The organism is Ferdinandcohnia sp. Marseille-Q9671, from assembly GCF_976954385.1.
Window position 1 is genome coordinate 1194649 of record NZ_CDRJTA010000004.1, and the last position, 15050, is coordinate 1209698.

Sequence of the window (15050 nt, forward strand, 5' to 3'; positions counted from 1 at the left end):
TCTTTTAGCTTTTTTCTTGTGAGTATTTTCTTTTGTAATGTGATAGCGCAAGCATTGGAAAAATATAGCGGTAACTATGGTAATGTATGTAAAAGTCACCTGCCATTCCTTGCCCTTTCGGATATTGTGTCGTCCAGTCTTCACGATCCAAATTAGAAACCAAAAATTTCACCCCATTATCAATCGCTTTTGTTGGGGTATCACTCACAGAAATAAGCGCATCGATTGCCCATGCCGTATGTGTCAATGTACTTGTTCCAAGCGGAATATATTTATTTTTGCTATCACTCTTTGAAGATTCTCCCCATCCCCCATCCTCATTTTGGATGTTTTCTAGCCATGTTACTGCTTTTTTGATAGTAGGATGTTTTGGTAAAATCCCCACTGCTCGTAAGCCTGTGACTGCTCCCCACGTACCATAGATATAACAAATCCCCCACCTACCATACCAAGAACCGTCGTTTTCTTGGTTTTTAAAAAGCCATTTTAAAGCAGATTGGATAGATGGATGTTCTTTTGGAAGGTTTGTATAGTTGCCTAAAAATTCAAGAGTTCTTCCTGTAACATCTGCTGACGATGGATCAGTTAGAATGTATTCTGCTTTTTCGATCGGTAAAATGCGAAGTAACTTACTATCCGTATTTTTTTCAAATGCAGGCCAGCCTCCGTCACTGTTTTGCATGGATAAGAGCCACGCTATTCCTCTATCCCAGGATTGCCGGTATATGGGTTCTTTCTTAACCAACCTTGCGATAGACCGTAAGGAAGCAGTTGTATCGTCTACATCAGGATGGATTGTATTGATATCGGCAAATCCCCATCCTCCAGGTATTGCTCCTGGATTTTGAATTGCCCAATCCCCGTACATCACATGTTGACGAGTAAGTAAATAGCGATTAGCCTTCTTAATCATTGAATCTGTAATAGGTACTCCAGCCTCCTGCAGGGCATAACCTAGTAATGAAGTATTCCAGACGGATGCGGTCGTGTATTGCATATGTGGATGACCATCAATATCTGTTTCCATTCCTTTTAATCCGTGTATTGCATTCACTATAAGAGGATCTCGTTTCGAATACCCGAGTGAGAGTAATGCAAAAATCATAAGAAATGTCGAGCTAAAATAGCCCAGGAATGTTCCATCCGGCTCAATCCTTCGAATCATATAGTGTTTGGCTTGTTCAGTTGCTAGCCGATGTAGATGTGAAGGGAATCCAATTATGCTTTTTAGTGCCTGTTTGATAGTTGCAAAGATTGAACGCCATTCATCAGATCTTCGAAATTGAAATACATCATCTTCATTTCGGCTGGTAAACAAACTAGACAGATCTGGACTATTCGATGTTTTACGAGTGAATTTTTTATCAGCTAGGATCATTATCGGAATCAGATTTGCTCTTCCGAATTCTGAGAAACTATAAAGATGTACGGGGAAGGTAGTAGGTACAAGAATGAGTTCAATTGGCAGAGGAAAAAAAGATGGCCACTTGAGTTGTCCAGTCAAAGCAAGCATAAATTTTGTAAACATATGAGAAGCTTCTATTCCACCATTTCTTATGATAAAATTCCTTGCGCGCCTCATTTTTACATCCTGTTTAGGAATGTATCCAGAGTAAAGAAGAGCATAGTATGCCTCCACTGTAGCGGTCAGGTTTCCATCTCCTTCACCATAAAAAAGCTTCCATGCTCCGTTTTCTTCTTGTCTGCTCAAGATTCTTTCTGTTAATTGCTGTATTAATTTTTCCTCATTTATTTCAAGAGTTCTTAATAAGATAATCATATAACAATCAGTCGATATTCCCGTTTCAAAGGGGTAATCCCAAGCACCATTCGGGGACTGGTCACGTCTTACAGTATCTATAAGTTTCCGTATTCCTTCAGAAACGTGATTCATCATATATCCTCTCCTCCCGTGAAAATAGTAACATAGTCAATCTTATTCATTATCAGACGAGAGAATTCATTGAGGAGGCGTTCATATGTGTAAACTCTTTAAAAAGAAAAGTCCACCACTCTCTGAATCTCTTTTACAAATAAAGAAAGACTTAAAGAAAAATAAAAAAAAGACTAAAACAATCGTACAGCTTACCGTCGAAGAACGTCATCTCATTTGGAAAATTAATGAAATGACGACTAGACTTAATCGAAATAATGTTACGAGGACAAAAGCATATCTCGATTATTATAAGGCTCACCCCGAAATTCATTGGGCATTTCTTGGACATATGGTTTCACGAAATGGTGGCTGGAATATGACCGATCTAAAAGGTGGACAGCTTTCAAGGCTTCTAACCAAGCAAGAAGCGGAGTCTTATTTTTCATTTTTGGAACGAGGAAATTGGCTCATTTTTCAAGATGCATTTCCCCAGTTTCTACTCTATGAAGCAAGTAAATTATATCAGCAAAATTTATTTTACTTACTTCCCTTCTTTCACGTCTCGATTTTTATGGAAACCATGTGGAATTATTTTTGGCAAAAGCAGGACACCTATTTATTAACTATTGCCCAAATTATTAATGAGCAAAGTTGTCTCGAGGAAAGAGTGATATCTAATCCTACCTATAAAAAAGAAATCTTCGATACATTACAGTTTAAGTTGCAGGATTTTTTGGATTTGAGCCATATTTTATTTCCTTACAAACAAGGATCTGTTCATTTAATGGGTCAAACACTCCACCAGTTTACTAGTGTGAGTGAACGCATTAACTTAGGCAAACGGTTATATTCCCTATTATTTGGTGATAAAAAACGATTAAAATTAGTGGAAACTTGGGCAAATACAGTCAGACATACCGGTTCAAGAAAGGATTACTGGCCACATATTTTTAATGATGTTGACGAAGGATTACCTGGTTCATTATTAAAGATGCGGATTAAATCATGTAAATTAACAAATGGTTCACCAAGAATATACAGCCCAAGATTGGAGGTTGCGTGGAGAAACAGGAAGCATCACGGTTTGGGTGGTGGAGATTGGTACAAGGATTGGCAAGTAATTACCTATTTAGTAGATGATCAAGAAAATGTGGATGGAGAGATTTTACATGAATACTGTAAAACACTTGAAAAACTCGAACTCGCAGCAATTGCCAAAAAAGCAATCTCAATTTTGGATTGATTCTAGTTATCTAGTTACTATTTTAGTAGGTACAGTAATTGGTACGTATCTTGATTTATACTTTGTTGGCAAGGGTGTATATTCTTTTCCTATGAGACCTTTATCTGACATATTCACGATTCATATAGGCTTCACTCTACTTGGGCTCCCAATGATGCTTTGTGTATTTCTCTATATTTGTCAAAGACTAAGACTTTGGCAAAAAATAAGTGTTATCCTACTGCTTTCCTCGATTATGTCCGTTGGAGAAAGATTGTCGGAGGAATTTGGTCTGTTTGTACATGTCGAATCCTGGAAACACATCTATTCATTTTTGGGATATGGTGTGTACCTATCCCTTATGCTGATGTTACATACGGTGTTAAAAACGAAAAAAACCTGACTTGTGGGTCAGGTTTTCCTTTTAGGATCCTAAAACAAATTTACTTCTTTTGCATAATTTAGCATTTACACCTTGACTTTGAAGTTGAAATAAAATTTGTTGAATCGATTTTTTTGGTTTTACAGGTCCAGGTTTTTCGTTCTTTGTTTCATTTTTCATTAAGTTTATCTCCTCCATTACGAATATAGACTTCTATTTTCTTTCTGTTTTTCCTCATTTAAAAATTCAATAAAATGCTGTAAAGCAAGTTTAGGTTGGCTTTTTAGACGTGTAATATAATCCTGCTGCCGTCCTTCTGTTAGAACATCACTCTTCTTTATACGTTCAATGATATAGGTTGAAGAGATTGTCTCAATTTCTTTCTTTTTATGTCTTGCTTCTTTTGATAATGCAAAACCTATTGCTCCTATAAGTGCATAAATAACAAGTGAAGGAATTGCTTCATTTGTAAACGGCATGAAAAAGAGTAAAAAAGATAAATTAATAAGTGAAATGGTGATCAAAGGAAACGACCAAAACATGTATTTAGAGGTCTTTACCATGATCGGACCAATTTTTTCGTGTAGTTGTTCAAGTTCTTTTGCGATAAACATTGGAAGCGTCTTCGTTGTAAATATATTCAAATAAAGACTCCCCTTTCTTATTTTCACATAATGAAAAGGCCTATATCTCGATGGATACAGGCCTATAAAAAGGCAAAAAGACCTATACCATGTTTTCTGGTAAGGTCTTGCTAACAACGTGATAGTTGCCAACAAAGCCGAGAGATAGTATCTCTGTATTGACGACCCTGCTGTAAAAGCTACTCCCCTTAAGGATGGTACTATGTAATTTAGTTATTTGATATATATTTTACCATATGGGCTAATCTCTAACAACCTCTTTTTAGGATGATGAATTCTAGAACGATTATAGGCATTCCACCTATTTTTATACATGGTAAACACCTAATTTGTCACTCTTTCATAAGGTAAGGATATGGGAAAACATGATAATACCCCAGTTTTATGATGATTACATTGTGAGAGGTTGATGAAAGATGTTTTATCATATTAAAGAATTACAATATCGATCAAAGCCAGATCGCCCAGATGCATTGTTCGCAAAACAATTACAAGAAGTACTTGGAGGACAATTCGGAGAAATCTCCGTTGCCTTGCAATACCTATTTCAAGGGTGGTCTGTTCGCGGATCAGACGGAAAGTATAAAGACCTACTAATGGATACGGGTGCGGAAGAGCTTGCTCACATTGAAATGTTAGCTACTATGATTGCCAGATTATTAGATGGAGCTCCTGTAGGTGATCAGGAGGTAGCGGCCAAAGATCCAGTCATTGGAGCTATCTTAGGTGGGATGAATCCACAGCATGCCATTGTTTCCGGTCTTGGTGCTATGCCTGCTGACTCTGTAGGTAATCGCTGGACTGCCGATTATATTATTGCAAGTGGAAATCTGTTAGCAGATTTTCGAGCAAACCTCAATGCAGAATCCCAGGGTAGACTTCAGGTAGTCCGTTTGTATGAATCAACTACGGACCGTGGTGTAAAGGATATGCTTTCATGGTTAATTGCCAGAGACACCATGCATCAAAACCAATGGAAAGCTGCTATTTATGAACTTGAATCAAAAGAAAATATTGTTGTACCAAGTACATTCCCTCGTGAGCTTGAAAAACGAGAAGTTTCACACGTGTTATTTAATTTTTCAAGAGGAAATGAAAGTGCTACAGGAAGATGGGCTAGCGGACCAAGTATGGATGGTGAAGGTGTATTCCAATATGTTGAAAACCCTCAACCATTGGCTAAGAAACCAGTTTTACGTCCTGCACCACCATATATTCATGATACATTACCTAGTGTATTAAAAGATCATATGATTCCTCCTAATATGTGTTAAGTACAGTCGTAAGACCTATTTTCTGATAGGTCTTTTTTTAGTATTTTTTAGCGTTTGGGTAAAAATATATGTTGGAGGTGGAATACATGTTCAGCGATGTATATCGGGACAAAATTGTAGTGATGGATGAAAATGGTATTGAAAAAGAGTTCTCTGTCGAGGCGTTATTTGATATGAAGAACAAAACATTCGCGTTACTTCGCTCTCCACAAAATGCGGACCACACCTTTGTCATGCAAGTGGAGAATTCAGATGAAGGCCAGTACTTAGTAGGAGTCAATGACCCATCAGAACGGGATATGGTACTTGATGCTTATGAAATAGCAGTTGACGCAAACCCTGCTGAGTAGGTTTTGAAAGAGGAAAAATGATATGAAAAAGAAAATAGTTGATTTGAGCGATCCTCTACTACGTAAACAAATTGATGAAGAAATGAATGGAATGAAATTTACCAAGAACTTTCGATCACCAACTGCGGAGGAATGGTATGTCTTTTTACCTAATTACCAGGATCCTGTTACTGGTGGTGCGGCTGGAAAAGTTATTATTCACTACAACCTTTATGACACAAAAGAAATTTTTATCAATACGACCATTATTTTCGATGATCCTGCATTACATATTGAGTCAAAACATTCACTTGTCTATGCTATATCAGATGAGTTAGTCAACCGTTTAGTTGGATACGCCGATACTTTACTATCTGTTCATTCAGGCAATAATTCGTATAATGCAGAATACAAAAACTGAGGGATTGTACTATGACTGATAAAATGAAACAAGGTATTAAACAATATTCCATTCCACTTAACGACCAAAATGCCCTGCCTCACCTTCTTGAGAATATAAAGAATCAGAAACATGTACTATTAGGCGAATCTTCACATGGAACCTCGGAGTTTTATAAAATCCGAGCTGAGATCACAAAAAGATTAATAATCGAAAAGGGTTTTACCTATATAGCTGTTGAAGGTGACTGGCCTGCATGTCAGGAAGTAAATCGTTATATTAAAGGATACGACCATATCTATAACAGTGCTCGCGACGTGTTACAAACATTTAAACGATGGCCAACCTGGATGTGGGCAAATGAAGAAATAGTTGGTCTCATTGAGTGGCTAAAGGACTACAATCAAGGAAAGCCAGCTGATAAGCAAGTTGGGTTTTATGGTATTGATATTTATAGTTTATGGGAATCGATGGATGAAATTTTAGCTTATTTAGAAAAAAGAAACTCACCAGACCTAGATACAGCGAGAAAGGCTTTTGCTTGTTTTGAACCATTTAATAAAGAAGCCGAAAAATATGCGTTATCTGCCTCTTTTTACTCGGAAGGCTGTCATGAGGAAGTAACGAAACTATTGACAGAAATAACATTAAACAAGCATATATATAAGGATTCCGAAGAGAGTAATTTAAATCTAGAAGTAAATGCCCTCATTACGGCTAATGCAGAAAATTATTATAGAACGATGATCGTAAATGATAATGAATCTTGGAATATTCGGGACCAACATATGGTAGAAGTAATCCATAAAATCGATTCATTTTATAACAATCGCTCAAAAGGTATCATTTGGGAACACAATACACATGTTGGTGATGCTAGAGCTACGGATATGATCAATGAGGGAATTGTAAATGTAGGACAATTACTGCGAGAGCAAATTGGTGCTGAGAATGTATATATCATAGGGTTTGGCACCCATCATGGGACGGTTATAGCATCATCCGAGTGGGGTGTAAACTATGAAAGAATGCTCATCCCTCCTGCGGTTTCAGGAAGCTGGGAAGATGTTATGTATCAGGCTGGAGCGTATGATAAGCTGATTGTATTTACAGAAGAAAACAGGCAACTATTTCAAAATAAAATCGGTCATCGTGCAATAGGTGTTGTCTACAATCCACAGTATGAACAGTATGGAAACTATGTTCCATCTGTCATGTCAGAGCGGTATGATGGATTTATCTATGTGAACAGTACAGATGCGCTATCCCCTTTAGAGATAACGGGAGTGTTAATTTAAATAAAAAATGTATATATGAAAAAACGACCAGTATGGTGACTGGTCGTTTTAGTTAGCTTAGTAATGGCTTACTCTAAGAGGGGAAAATCTCTCAATTACTATCGGTTGGTGAGCTTACCTACTGTGTTAGGTGGCCGGTTTAGCTTAAATCCCGTTTTGCTCGTTTGCGGGAAATGATTTATCGTTTCTCGGGTTAGCTTTATACTGTTTAGGTTGCTTTTCTGTGATTTCTTTAATCAACAATCGCAACATTATCTAGATTAAACACAAAAAAGACCAACCTATTAGCTGGTCTTTCGTGTGCTTAGCGACATCCTACTCTCACAGGGACAAAGTCCCAACTACCATCGGCGCTGAGAAGCTTAACTTCCGTGTTCGGTATGGGAACGGGTGTGACCTTCTCGCCATCATCACTAAACTATATGAAGAAATATTCATTCCTTCAAAACTAGATAACTGAAACATTCATGAAGTTGTATATATGGTTAAGTCCTCGATCGATTAGTATCAGTCAGCTACACATGTCACCATGCTTACACCTCTGACCTATCAACCTCGTCATCTTCGAGGGATCTTACTAGTTTAACACTATGGGAAATCTCATCTTGAGGGGGGCTTCATGCTTAGATGCTTTCAGCACTTATCCCTTCCACACATAGCTACCCAGCGATGCCCTTGGCAGAACAACTGGTACACCAGCGGTGTGTCCATCCCGGTCCTCTCGTACTAAGGACAGCTCCTCTCAAATTTCCTACGCCCACGACGGATAGGGACCGAACTGTCTCACGACGTTCTGAACCCAGCTCGCGTACCGCTTTAATGGGCGAACAGCCCAACCCTTGGGACCGACTACAGCCCCAGGATGCGATGAGCCGACATCGAGGTGCCAAACCTCCCCGTCGATGTGGACTCTTGGGGGAGATAAGCCTGTTATCCCCGGGGTAGCTTTTATCCGTTGAGCGATGGCCCTTCCATGCGGAACCACCGGATCACTAAGCCCGACTTTCGTCCCTGCTCGACTTGTAGGTCTCGCAGTCAAGCTCCCTTGTGCCTTTACACTCTACGAATGATTTCCAACCATTCTGAGGGAACCTTTGGGCGCCTCCGTTACTTTTTAGGAGGCGACCGCCCCAGTCAAACTGCCCACCTGACACTGTCTCCAAGGCCGATAAGGCCTTCGGGTTAGAATTTCAATACAGCCAGGGTAGTATCCCACCGACGCCTCCACCGAAGCTAGCGCTCCGGCTTCCAAGGCTCCTACCTATCCTGTACAAGCTGTACCAAAATTCAATATCAGGCTGCAGTAAAGCTCCACGGGGTCTTTCCGTCCTGTCGCGGGTAACCTGCATCTTCACAGGTACTATAATTTCACCGAGTCTCTCGTTGAGACAGTGCCCAGATCGTTACACCTTTCGTGCGGGTCAGAACTTACCTGACAAGGAATTTCGCTACCTTAGGACCGTTATAGTTACGGCCGCCGTTTACTGGGGCTTCGATTCAGAGCTTCGCTTAGAGCTAACCCCTCCTCTTAACCTTCCAGCACCGGGCAGGTGTCAGCCCCTATACTTCGCCTTGCGGCTTCGCAGAGACCTGTGTTTTTGCTAAACAGTCGCCTGGGCCTATTCACTGCGGCTTTTCAGGGCTATTCACCCTAAAAAGCACCCCTTCTCCCGAAGTTACGGGGTCATTTTGCCGAGTTCCTTAACGAGAGTTCTCTCGATCACCTTAGGATTCTCTCCTCGCCTACCTGTGTCGGTTTGCGGTACGGGCACCATTTACCTCGCTAGAAGCTTTTCTTGGCAGTGTGGAATCAGGAACTTCGGTACTATATTTCCCTCGCCATCACAGCTCAACCTTCGCGGTAAGCGGATTTGCCTACTTACCAGTCTAACTGCTTGGACGCGCATATCCAACAGCGCGCTTACCCTATCCTCCTGCGTCCCTCCATCGCTCAAACGGTAAAGAGGTGGTACAGGAATATCAACCTGTTGTCCATCGCCTACGCCTTTCGGCCTCGGCTTAGGTCCCGACTAACCCTGAGCGGACGAGCCTTCCTCAGGAAACCTTAGGCATTCGGTGGAGGGGATTCTCACCCCTCTTTCGCTACTCATACCGGCATTCTCACTTCTAAGCGCTCCACCAGTCCTTCCGGTCTGACTTCGCTGCACTTAGAACGCTCTCCTACCATTGTTCGTAAGAACAATCCACAGCTTCGGTGATACGTTTAGCCCCGGTACATTTTCGGCGCAGAGTCACTCGACCAGTGAGCTATTACGCACTCTTTAAATGGTGGCTGCTTCTAAGCCAACATCCTGGTTGTCTAAGCAACTCCACATCCTTTTCCACTTAACGTATACTTTGGGACCTTAGCTGGTGGTCTGGGCTGTTTCCCTCTTGACTACGGATCTTATCACTCGCAGTCTGACTCCCGAGAATCAAGTCTTTGGCATTCGGAGTTTGACTGAATTCGGTAACCCGATGAGGGCCCCTAGTCCAATCAGTGCTCTACCTCCAAGACTCTATACTCGAGGCTAGCCCTAAAGCTATTTCGGAGAGAACCAGCTATCTCCAAGTTCGATTGGAATTTCTCCGCTACCCACACCTCATCCCCGCACTTTTCAACGTGCGTGGGTTCGGGCCTCCATTCAGTGTTACCTGAACTTCACCCTGGACATGGGTAGATCACCTGGTTTCGGGTCTACGACCACGTACTATTTCGCCCTATTCAGACTCGCTTTCGCTGCGGCTCCGTCTCTTCAACTTAACCTTGCACGGGATCGTAACTCGCCGGTTCATTCTACAAAAGGCACGCCATCACACATAAATGTGCTTTGACTACTTGTAGGCACACGGTTTCAGGTTCTATTTCACTCCCCTTCCGGGGTGCTTTTCACCTTTCCCTCACGGTACTGGTTCACTATCGGTCACTAGGGAGTATTTAGCCTTGGGAGATGGTCCTCCCAGCTTCCGACGGGATTTCTCGTGTCCCGCCGTACTCAGGATCCACTCAAGAGAGAACGAAGTTTCGACTACAGGGTTGTTACCTTCTCTGACGGACCTTTCCAGGTCGCTTCGTCTACTCCGTTCTTTTGTAACTCCGTATAGAGTGTCCTACAACCCCAAGAGGCAAGCCTCTTGGTTTGGGCTATCTTCCGTTTCGCTCGCCGCTACTCAGGAAATCGCGTTTGCTTTCTCTTCCTCCGGGTACTAAGATGTTTCAGTTCCCCGGGTCTACCTTCTCATACCCTATGAATTCAGGTATGGATACTACCCCATTACGGGCAGTGGGTTTCCCCATTCGGAAATCTTCGGATCAATGCTTACTTACAGCTCCCCGAAGCATATCGGTGTTAGTACCGTCCTTCATCGGCTCCTAGTGCCAAGGCATCCACCGTGCGCCCTTATTAACTTAACCTGTTCGGCTTCGATAAGCTGCGGATTTCTTCGTTACCTCATTCGTCAGCATCCTCACGTACCTTAAGTACGCTCCGGTGCTTTCTCAATCGGTTCCTCGAACTCCTTGCTTCTCGTGCGCCTATAGTTTAAAGAACTTACATGTTACTTCAATGAATGTTTTGTTACGTTATCTAGTTTTCAAGGAACGAGGCTACTGACTTCAATCACATCGTGATTAATCATCAGTGTTTCGGCATCATGCTGCCTTGCGCTGAGGAATCAATCATCTTCGATTCATCTTGTAGACGCAAGCGCAATGATTTTTGCAACAAGCAAAAATCTACCTTTGAGAGAAAAAGCACTCTCAAAACTGACCACAATACAAAGCGTCTTTTTATGAAGTTCGTAGAACTTCTAATGTCTAGTTACGGCTCCTAGCCTCTCGAGGTTGCTTCACTTCTTCTGTCAAAGTCTATTGACTTTTCCGACAGAAGCTCCAGCACTTGTCGAGGCTGTACAGTCGCCTTCACTTTTCGACTTTTTCCTTAGAAAGGAGGTGATCCAGCCGCACCTTCCGATACGGCTACCTTGTTACGACTTCACCCCAATCATCTGTCCCACCTTAGGCGGCTGGCTCCTTACGGTTACCCCACCGACTTCGGGTGTTACAAACTCTCGTGGTGTGACGGGCGGTGTGTACAAGGCCCGGGAACGTATTCACCGCGGCATGCTGATCCGCGATTACTAGCGATTCCGGCTTCATGCAGGCGAGTTGCAGCCTGCAATCCGAACTGAGAATGGTTTTATGGGATTTGCTTAACCTCGCGGTTTCGCTGCCCTTTGTACCATCCATTGTAGCACGTGTGTAGCCCAGGTCATAAGGGGCATGATGATTTGACGTCATCCCCACCTTCCTCCGGTTTGTCACCGGCAGTCACCTTAGAGTGCCCAACTGAATGCTGGCAACTAAGATCAAGGGTTGCGCTCGTTGCGGGACTTAACCCAACATCTCACGACACGAGCTGACGACAACCATGCACCACCTGTCACCATGTCCCCGAAGGGAAAGCCCTATCTCTAGAGTTGTCATGGGATGTCAAGACCTGGTAAGGTTCTTCGCGTTGCTTCGAATTAAACCACATGCTCCACCGCTTGTGCGGGCCCCCGTCAATTCCTTTGAGTTTCAGTCTTGCGACCGTACTCCCCAGGCGGAGTGCTTAATGCGTTTGCTGCAGCACTAAAGGGCGGAAACCCTCTAACACTTAGCACTCATCGTTTACGGCGTGGACTACCAGGGTATCTAATCCTGTTCGCTCCCCACGCTTTCGCGCCTCAGCGTCAGTTACAGACCAGAGAGCCGCCTTCGCCACTGGTGTTCCTCCACATCTCTACGCATTTCACCGCTACACGTGGAATTCCGCTCTCCTCTTCTGCACTCAAGTCCCCCAGTTTCCAATGACCCTCCACGGTTGAGCCGTGGGCTTTCACATCAGACTTAAAGGACCGCCTGCGCGCGCTTTACGCCCAATAATTCCGGATAACGCTTGCCACCTACGTATTACCGCGGCTGCTGGCACGTAGTTAGCCGTGGCTTTCTGGTTAGGTACCGTCAAGGTACCGCCCTATTCGAACGGTACTTGTTCTTCCCTAACAACAGAGCTTTACGACCCGAAGGCCTTCATCGCTCACGCGGCGTTGCTCCGTCAGACTTTCGTCCATTGCGGAAGATTCCCTACTGCTGCCTCCCGTAGGAGTCTGGGCCGTGTCTCAGTCCCAGTGTGGCCGATCACCCTCTCAGGTCGGCTACGCATCGTCGCCTTGGTGAGCCGTTACCTCACCAACTAGCTAATGCGCCGCGGGTCCATCTGTAAGTGATAGCTAAAAGCCATCTTTTAATATAAGACCATGTGGTCTTATATGTTATCCGGTATTAGCTCCGGTTTCCCGAAGTTATCCCAGTCTTACAGGCAGGTTACCCACGTGTTACTCACCCGTCCGCCGCTAATCTTTGGGAGCAAGCTCCCAAAGATCCGCTCGACTTGCATGTATTAGGCACGCCGCCAGCGTTCATCCTGAGCCAGGATCAAACTCTCCAAAAAAAGCTTTATAAACTGCAGATTTCTTCGTCAGTCTCGTCCACAAACATCCTCATGTACGTTTGTGTACACTCCGGTGTTTATCTCCTCATCTTCCTCGAACTCTTTGTTTCTAAACCTTTTTTATTGAGTATTAAATAAGCTCAATAAATTTTTTAAAACGTTGACGCTTGTATTGTGTTCAGTTTTCAAAGATCTTTTTGTCGAATTTTGTCGACTTAATTATATTAACATATTGATTTGTTTATGTCAAACCTAATTTTTTGTGTGAATAAATTCGCTTTTGTTTGAAGCGACAATGAATATAGTACCACCAATTCAAAGTGTATTCAAATGGTATATTGTGGATTTTTTTAATTATATCAATATAACAAATGATGTACGATGCACATGTAGTTAATCTTTAACTACATTAATTATAGTAGCATCTGTGACTGTTTCTAAATCTGAAACTAGAAGCTCCAATTGCATCCCTATCTTACCTGCACTTACAATAAGGCTATCATGTTGGTTTGCGGTTAGTTCTATAAATGTAGGATATGATTTTTTCATCCCTATAGGTGAACAACCACCTCTTATATAACCGGTAAGTTTTTGGATATCCTTTACTGGTAGCATTTCAACTTTTTTTACTCCTGCTGCTTTTGCTGCCTTTTTTAAATCTAGCTCTTGTTCTACAGGGATTATGAATACAAACGTTTCATTACTATTGCCTTGAGCAACCAATGTTTTGAATACTTTCTTTGGATCAATTCCTATTTTATGCGCAACAGAAACTCCATCTATTTTTCCATCATTGCTTTCATAGGTAAAAATCGTGTAGTGGATATTTTTTGAATCTAAAATTCGCATGGCATTTGTCTTTCCTTTTGCCATTGGAATGCCCCCTTACTCAGTGAGTGAAATAACAGATTTTGCTTTTGTGATTGTTCCTTGATGAAACGACATTCTCCAAAGTCCATTTACTTGCTTCCATATAGAAGAACGAAGCGAGTATCGAGTTTGTGTATTGTCTTTTATAATATATGTAGCTAGTGCTATATGAGGAGCTAGCATTCTTATCTCAAAATTATGTAAGCTCACATCAATTAAACCAATTCCACTCTCTCCTACAAAATCTTTTCTAAACCATATGTTCCCTGAACTCCCGAACTCAAAAAAATCATTGTCAAGTAATTCACTAATTTTCTTAGGTGATGTTCTCACTTCGGCCGATAATAAACGTTTTTCCAATTTCTCAAGATGTACTTTTAATGATTCCTGATTTGACATACTGGTATCCCCCTATCTTAGGAGTGGCTATCCATTATTAGTAAGTGAAGAAGTGATATGTGCTAAATGATGATTACCATGCCATGCACAGAAACCTAAAAATACTCCGAGTTTCATTTCTCCTGCATCAGGATGGATATAAGTTAATTGATAGTTGTCTATAGTAAAGTTTTGTAAAAGCGCTACCCAACGTTGATGAACACCATCTATGATGGACAATGACGCTTCAATCGATATAGCTGAATCCGCAAGTTCTGCCCATTTCGTTTCATCATATGGTTTAACAACTGGGCTATCTTCCGTTGCTGCTAATTTAAAACGAATATACGAATTCATCGACGCATCTGAAATATGGTGTACAACTTGTCGAAGAGTCCAACCGCCTTCACGATAGGGTGTGTTTAGTTGCTCTTCTGATAAATCCTTAACAGCCTTTCTTACTAATGAAGGTAATATTTCAAGTTCTTTTTTCCAACTCTCAATCAACTCTTCCGTAACTTGTCCCTCGAATTGAAATTCACCAATTGGGTACCTTTTGTCCATGTAATTTCCTCCTAGGAGAATTTGATACTTTAAAGGTTCGTTATAAAAAGATGAAATCCTTCATTTTTTAAACAAATTAAAAGGACTTGATCCTGTTTAACCAGCACGATCAAGTCCTTTTTAGATCACCATATTAAGCAAAATTCGGGCGTTCCACATTAATAATGCTTTCATCCAATTGATATCCTGCATTTGTTGTTGTAGGTGAAATACTAAATATTGTTACACTCAGTACAAGTATTGATAGGTATAGTACTTTTCTCCTCATTTTAACCCTCCTACTAGTAAGTTTCTACTTTTTCTTTCATTATCTACTAG

The 15050-nt window shown here is 41.7% G+C and carries 13 protein-coding genes and 3 rRNA genes; 6 read left to right on the top strand and 10 right to left on the bottom strand.

Features of this window, described 5'->3' with window-relative positions; genetic code table 11:
* Positions 1-4: 4 nt before the first annotated feature.
* Entirely contained in the window at positions 5-1894 is a 1890-nt protein-coding gene (gene shc, locus ACWNMY_RS21090; protein ID WP_449540502.1) for a squalene--hopene cyclase, read from the bottom strand.
* Between the two features lie 85 nt (positions 1895-1979).
* On the opposite strand from shc, the gene ACWNMY_RS21095 reads away from it, so the two are divergent.
* On the top strand, positions 1980-3119 hold the full coding sequence (locus ACWNMY_RS21095) for a DUF2515 domain-containing protein (RefSeq protein WP_449540214.1): 1140 nt from the start codon (positions 1980-1982) through the stop codon (positions 3117-3119).
* On the top strand, positions 3046-3501 hold the full coding sequence (locus ACWNMY_RS21100) for a CBO0543 family protein (RefSeq protein ID WP_449540215.1): 456 nt from the start codon (positions 3046-3048) through the stop codon (positions 3499-3501). The genes ACWNMY_RS21095 and ACWNMY_RS21100 overlap by 74 nt, the downstream gene beginning before the upstream one ends.
* A 21-nt stretch (positions 3502-3522) precedes the next feature.
* Here ACWNMY_RS21100 and ACWNMY_RS21105 read toward each other — a convergent pair whose 3' ends face one another.
* Positions 3523-3660 (bottom strand): hypothetical protein, encoded by a 138-nt coding sequence (locus tag ACWNMY_RS21105; protein ID WP_449540216.1) that lies wholly within the window; start codon positions 3658-3660, stop codon positions 3523-3525.
* A gap of 17 nt (positions 3661-3677) precedes the next feature.
* Positions 3678-4124, bottom strand: coding sequence for a DUF5392 family protein (locus tag ACWNMY_RS21110; protein ID WP_449540217.1), 447 nt, complete (start codon positions 4122-4124; stop codon positions 3678-3680).
* A gap of 416 nt (positions 4125-4540) precedes the next feature.
* Between ACWNMY_RS21110 and ACWNMY_RS21115 the strand changes: the two genes are divergently transcribed.
* The 4 genes from ACWNMY_RS21115 (at position 4541) to ACWNMY_RS21130 (ending at position 7425) form a co-directional block, all read left to right on the top strand.
* A complete protein-coding gene (locus ACWNMY_RS21115) occupies positions 4541-5398 on the top strand; it encodes a manganese catalase family protein (RefSeq protein ID WP_449540218.1) in 858 nt (285 codons plus the stop codon).
* Positions 5399-5484: 86 nt separating this feature from the next.
* Positions 5485-5748 carry a DUF1292 domain-containing protein gene (locus ACWNMY_RS21120; protein WP_449540219.1) on the top strand — a complete coding sequence of 88 codons (264 nt, stop codon included), beginning with the start codon at positions 5485-5487 and terminating at the stop codon, positions 5746-5748.
* A gap of 22 nt (positions 5749-5770) precedes the next feature.
* Positions 5771-6148, top strand: coding sequence for a hypothetical protein (locus tag ACWNMY_RS21125; protein WP_449540220.1), 378 nt, complete (start codon positions 5771-5773; stop codon positions 6146-6148).
* Positions 6149-6159: 11 nt separating this feature from the next.
* Positions 6160-7425: an erythromycin esterase family protein gene (locus ACWNMY_RS21130; RefSeq protein ID WP_449540221.1), complete on the top strand. Its 1266-nt coding sequence runs from the start codon at positions 6160-6162 to the stop codon at positions 7423-7425.
* Between the two features lie 302 nt (positions 7426-7727).
* On the opposite strand, the gene rrf is transcribed toward ACWNMY_RS21130, so the two are convergent.
* The 7 genes from rrf to ACWNMY_RS21165 all read right to left on the bottom strand — a co-directional run bounded on the left by rrf (position 7728) and on the right by ACWNMY_RS21165 (position 15000).
* Positions 7728-7843: ribosomal RNA gene (rrf, locus tag ACWNMY_RS21135) — 5S ribosomal RNA — on the bottom strand.
* A gap of 63 nt (positions 7844-7906) precedes the next feature.
* A 23S ribosomal RNA gene (locus ACWNMY_RS21140) occupies positions 7907-10840 on the bottom strand.
* 530 nt (positions 10841-11370) lie between these two features.
* Positions 11371-12920: ribosomal RNA gene (locus ACWNMY_RS21145) — 16S ribosomal RNA — on the bottom strand.
* The 16S, 23S and 5S rRNA genes sit together here, the layout of an rRNA operon.
* A gap of 393 nt (positions 12921-13313) precedes the next feature.
* Positions 13314-13793, bottom strand: coding sequence for a Cys-tRNA(Pro) deacylase (gene ybaK, locus ACWNMY_RS21150; protein WP_449540222.1), 480 nt, complete (start codon positions 13791-13793; stop codon positions 13314-13316).
* Positions 13794-13805: 12 nt separating this feature from the next.
* Entirely contained in the window at positions 13806-14189 is a 384-nt protein-coding gene (locus tag ACWNMY_RS21155; RefSeq protein WP_449540223.1) for a nuclear transport factor 2 family protein, read from the bottom strand.
* A gap of 27 nt (positions 14190-14216) precedes the next feature.
* Complete coding sequence (locus tag ACWNMY_RS21160) at positions 14217-14732, bottom strand: YfiT family bacillithiol transferase (RefSeq protein WP_449540224.1); 516 nt, start codon at positions 14730-14732, stop codon at positions 14217-14219.
* Positions 14733-14865: 133 nt separating this feature from the next.
* Entirely contained in the window at positions 14866-15000 is a 135-nt protein-coding gene (locus ACWNMY_RS21165) for a hypothetical protein (protein WP_449540225.1), read from the bottom strand.
* Positions 15001-15050 lie beyond the last annotated feature (50 nt).

Excerpts from the sequence above, each read along its gene's own strand:
- shc (WP_449540502.1), bottom strand. The coding sequence starts at position 1,894 with ATGAATCACGTTTCTGAAGGAATACGGAAACTTATAGATACTGTAAGA.
- ACWNMY_RS21095 (WP_449540214.1), top strand. The coding sequence starts at position 1,980 with ATGTGTAAACTCTTTAAAAAGAAAAGTCCACCACTCTCTGAATCTCTT.
- ACWNMY_RS21100 (WP_449540215.1), top strand. The coding sequence starts at position 3,046 with ATGAATACTGTAAAACACTTGAAAAACTCGAACTCGCAGCAATTGCCA.
- ACWNMY_RS21105 (WP_449540216.1), bottom strand. The coding sequence starts at position 3,660 with ATGAAAAATGAAACAAAGAACGAAAAACCTGGACCTGTAAAACCAAAA.
- ACWNMY_RS21115 (WP_449540218.1), top strand. The coding sequence starts at position 4,541 with ATGTTTTATCATATTAAAGAATTACAATATCGATCAAAGCCAGATCGC.
- ACWNMY_RS21120 (WP_449540219.1), top strand. The coding sequence starts at position 5,485 with ATGTTCAGCGATGTATATCGGGACAAAATTGTAGTGATGGATGAAAAT.
- ACWNMY_RS21125 (WP_449540220.1), top strand. The coding sequence starts at position 5,771 with ATGAAAAAGAAAATAGTTGATTTGAGCGATCCTCTACTACGTAAACAA.
- ACWNMY_RS21130 (WP_449540221.1), top strand. The coding sequence starts at position 6,160 with ATGACTGATAAAATGAAACAAGGTATTAAACAATATTCCATTCCACTT.
- ybaK (WP_449540222.1), bottom strand. The coding sequence starts at position 13,793 with ATGGCAAAAGGAAAGACAAATGCCATGCGAATTTTAGATTCAAAAAAT.
- ACWNMY_RS21155 (WP_449540223.1), bottom strand. The coding sequence starts at position 14,189 with ATGTCAAATCAGGAATCATTAAAAGTACATCTTGAGAAATTGGAAAAA.
- ACWNMY_RS21160 (WP_449540224.1), bottom strand. The coding sequence starts at position 14,732 with ATGGACAAAAGGTACCCAATTGGTGAATTTCAATTCGAGGGACAAGTT.
- ACWNMY_RS21165 (WP_449540225.1), bottom strand. The coding sequence starts at position 15,000 with ATGAGGAGAAAAGTACTATACCTATCAATACTTGTACTGAGTGTAACA.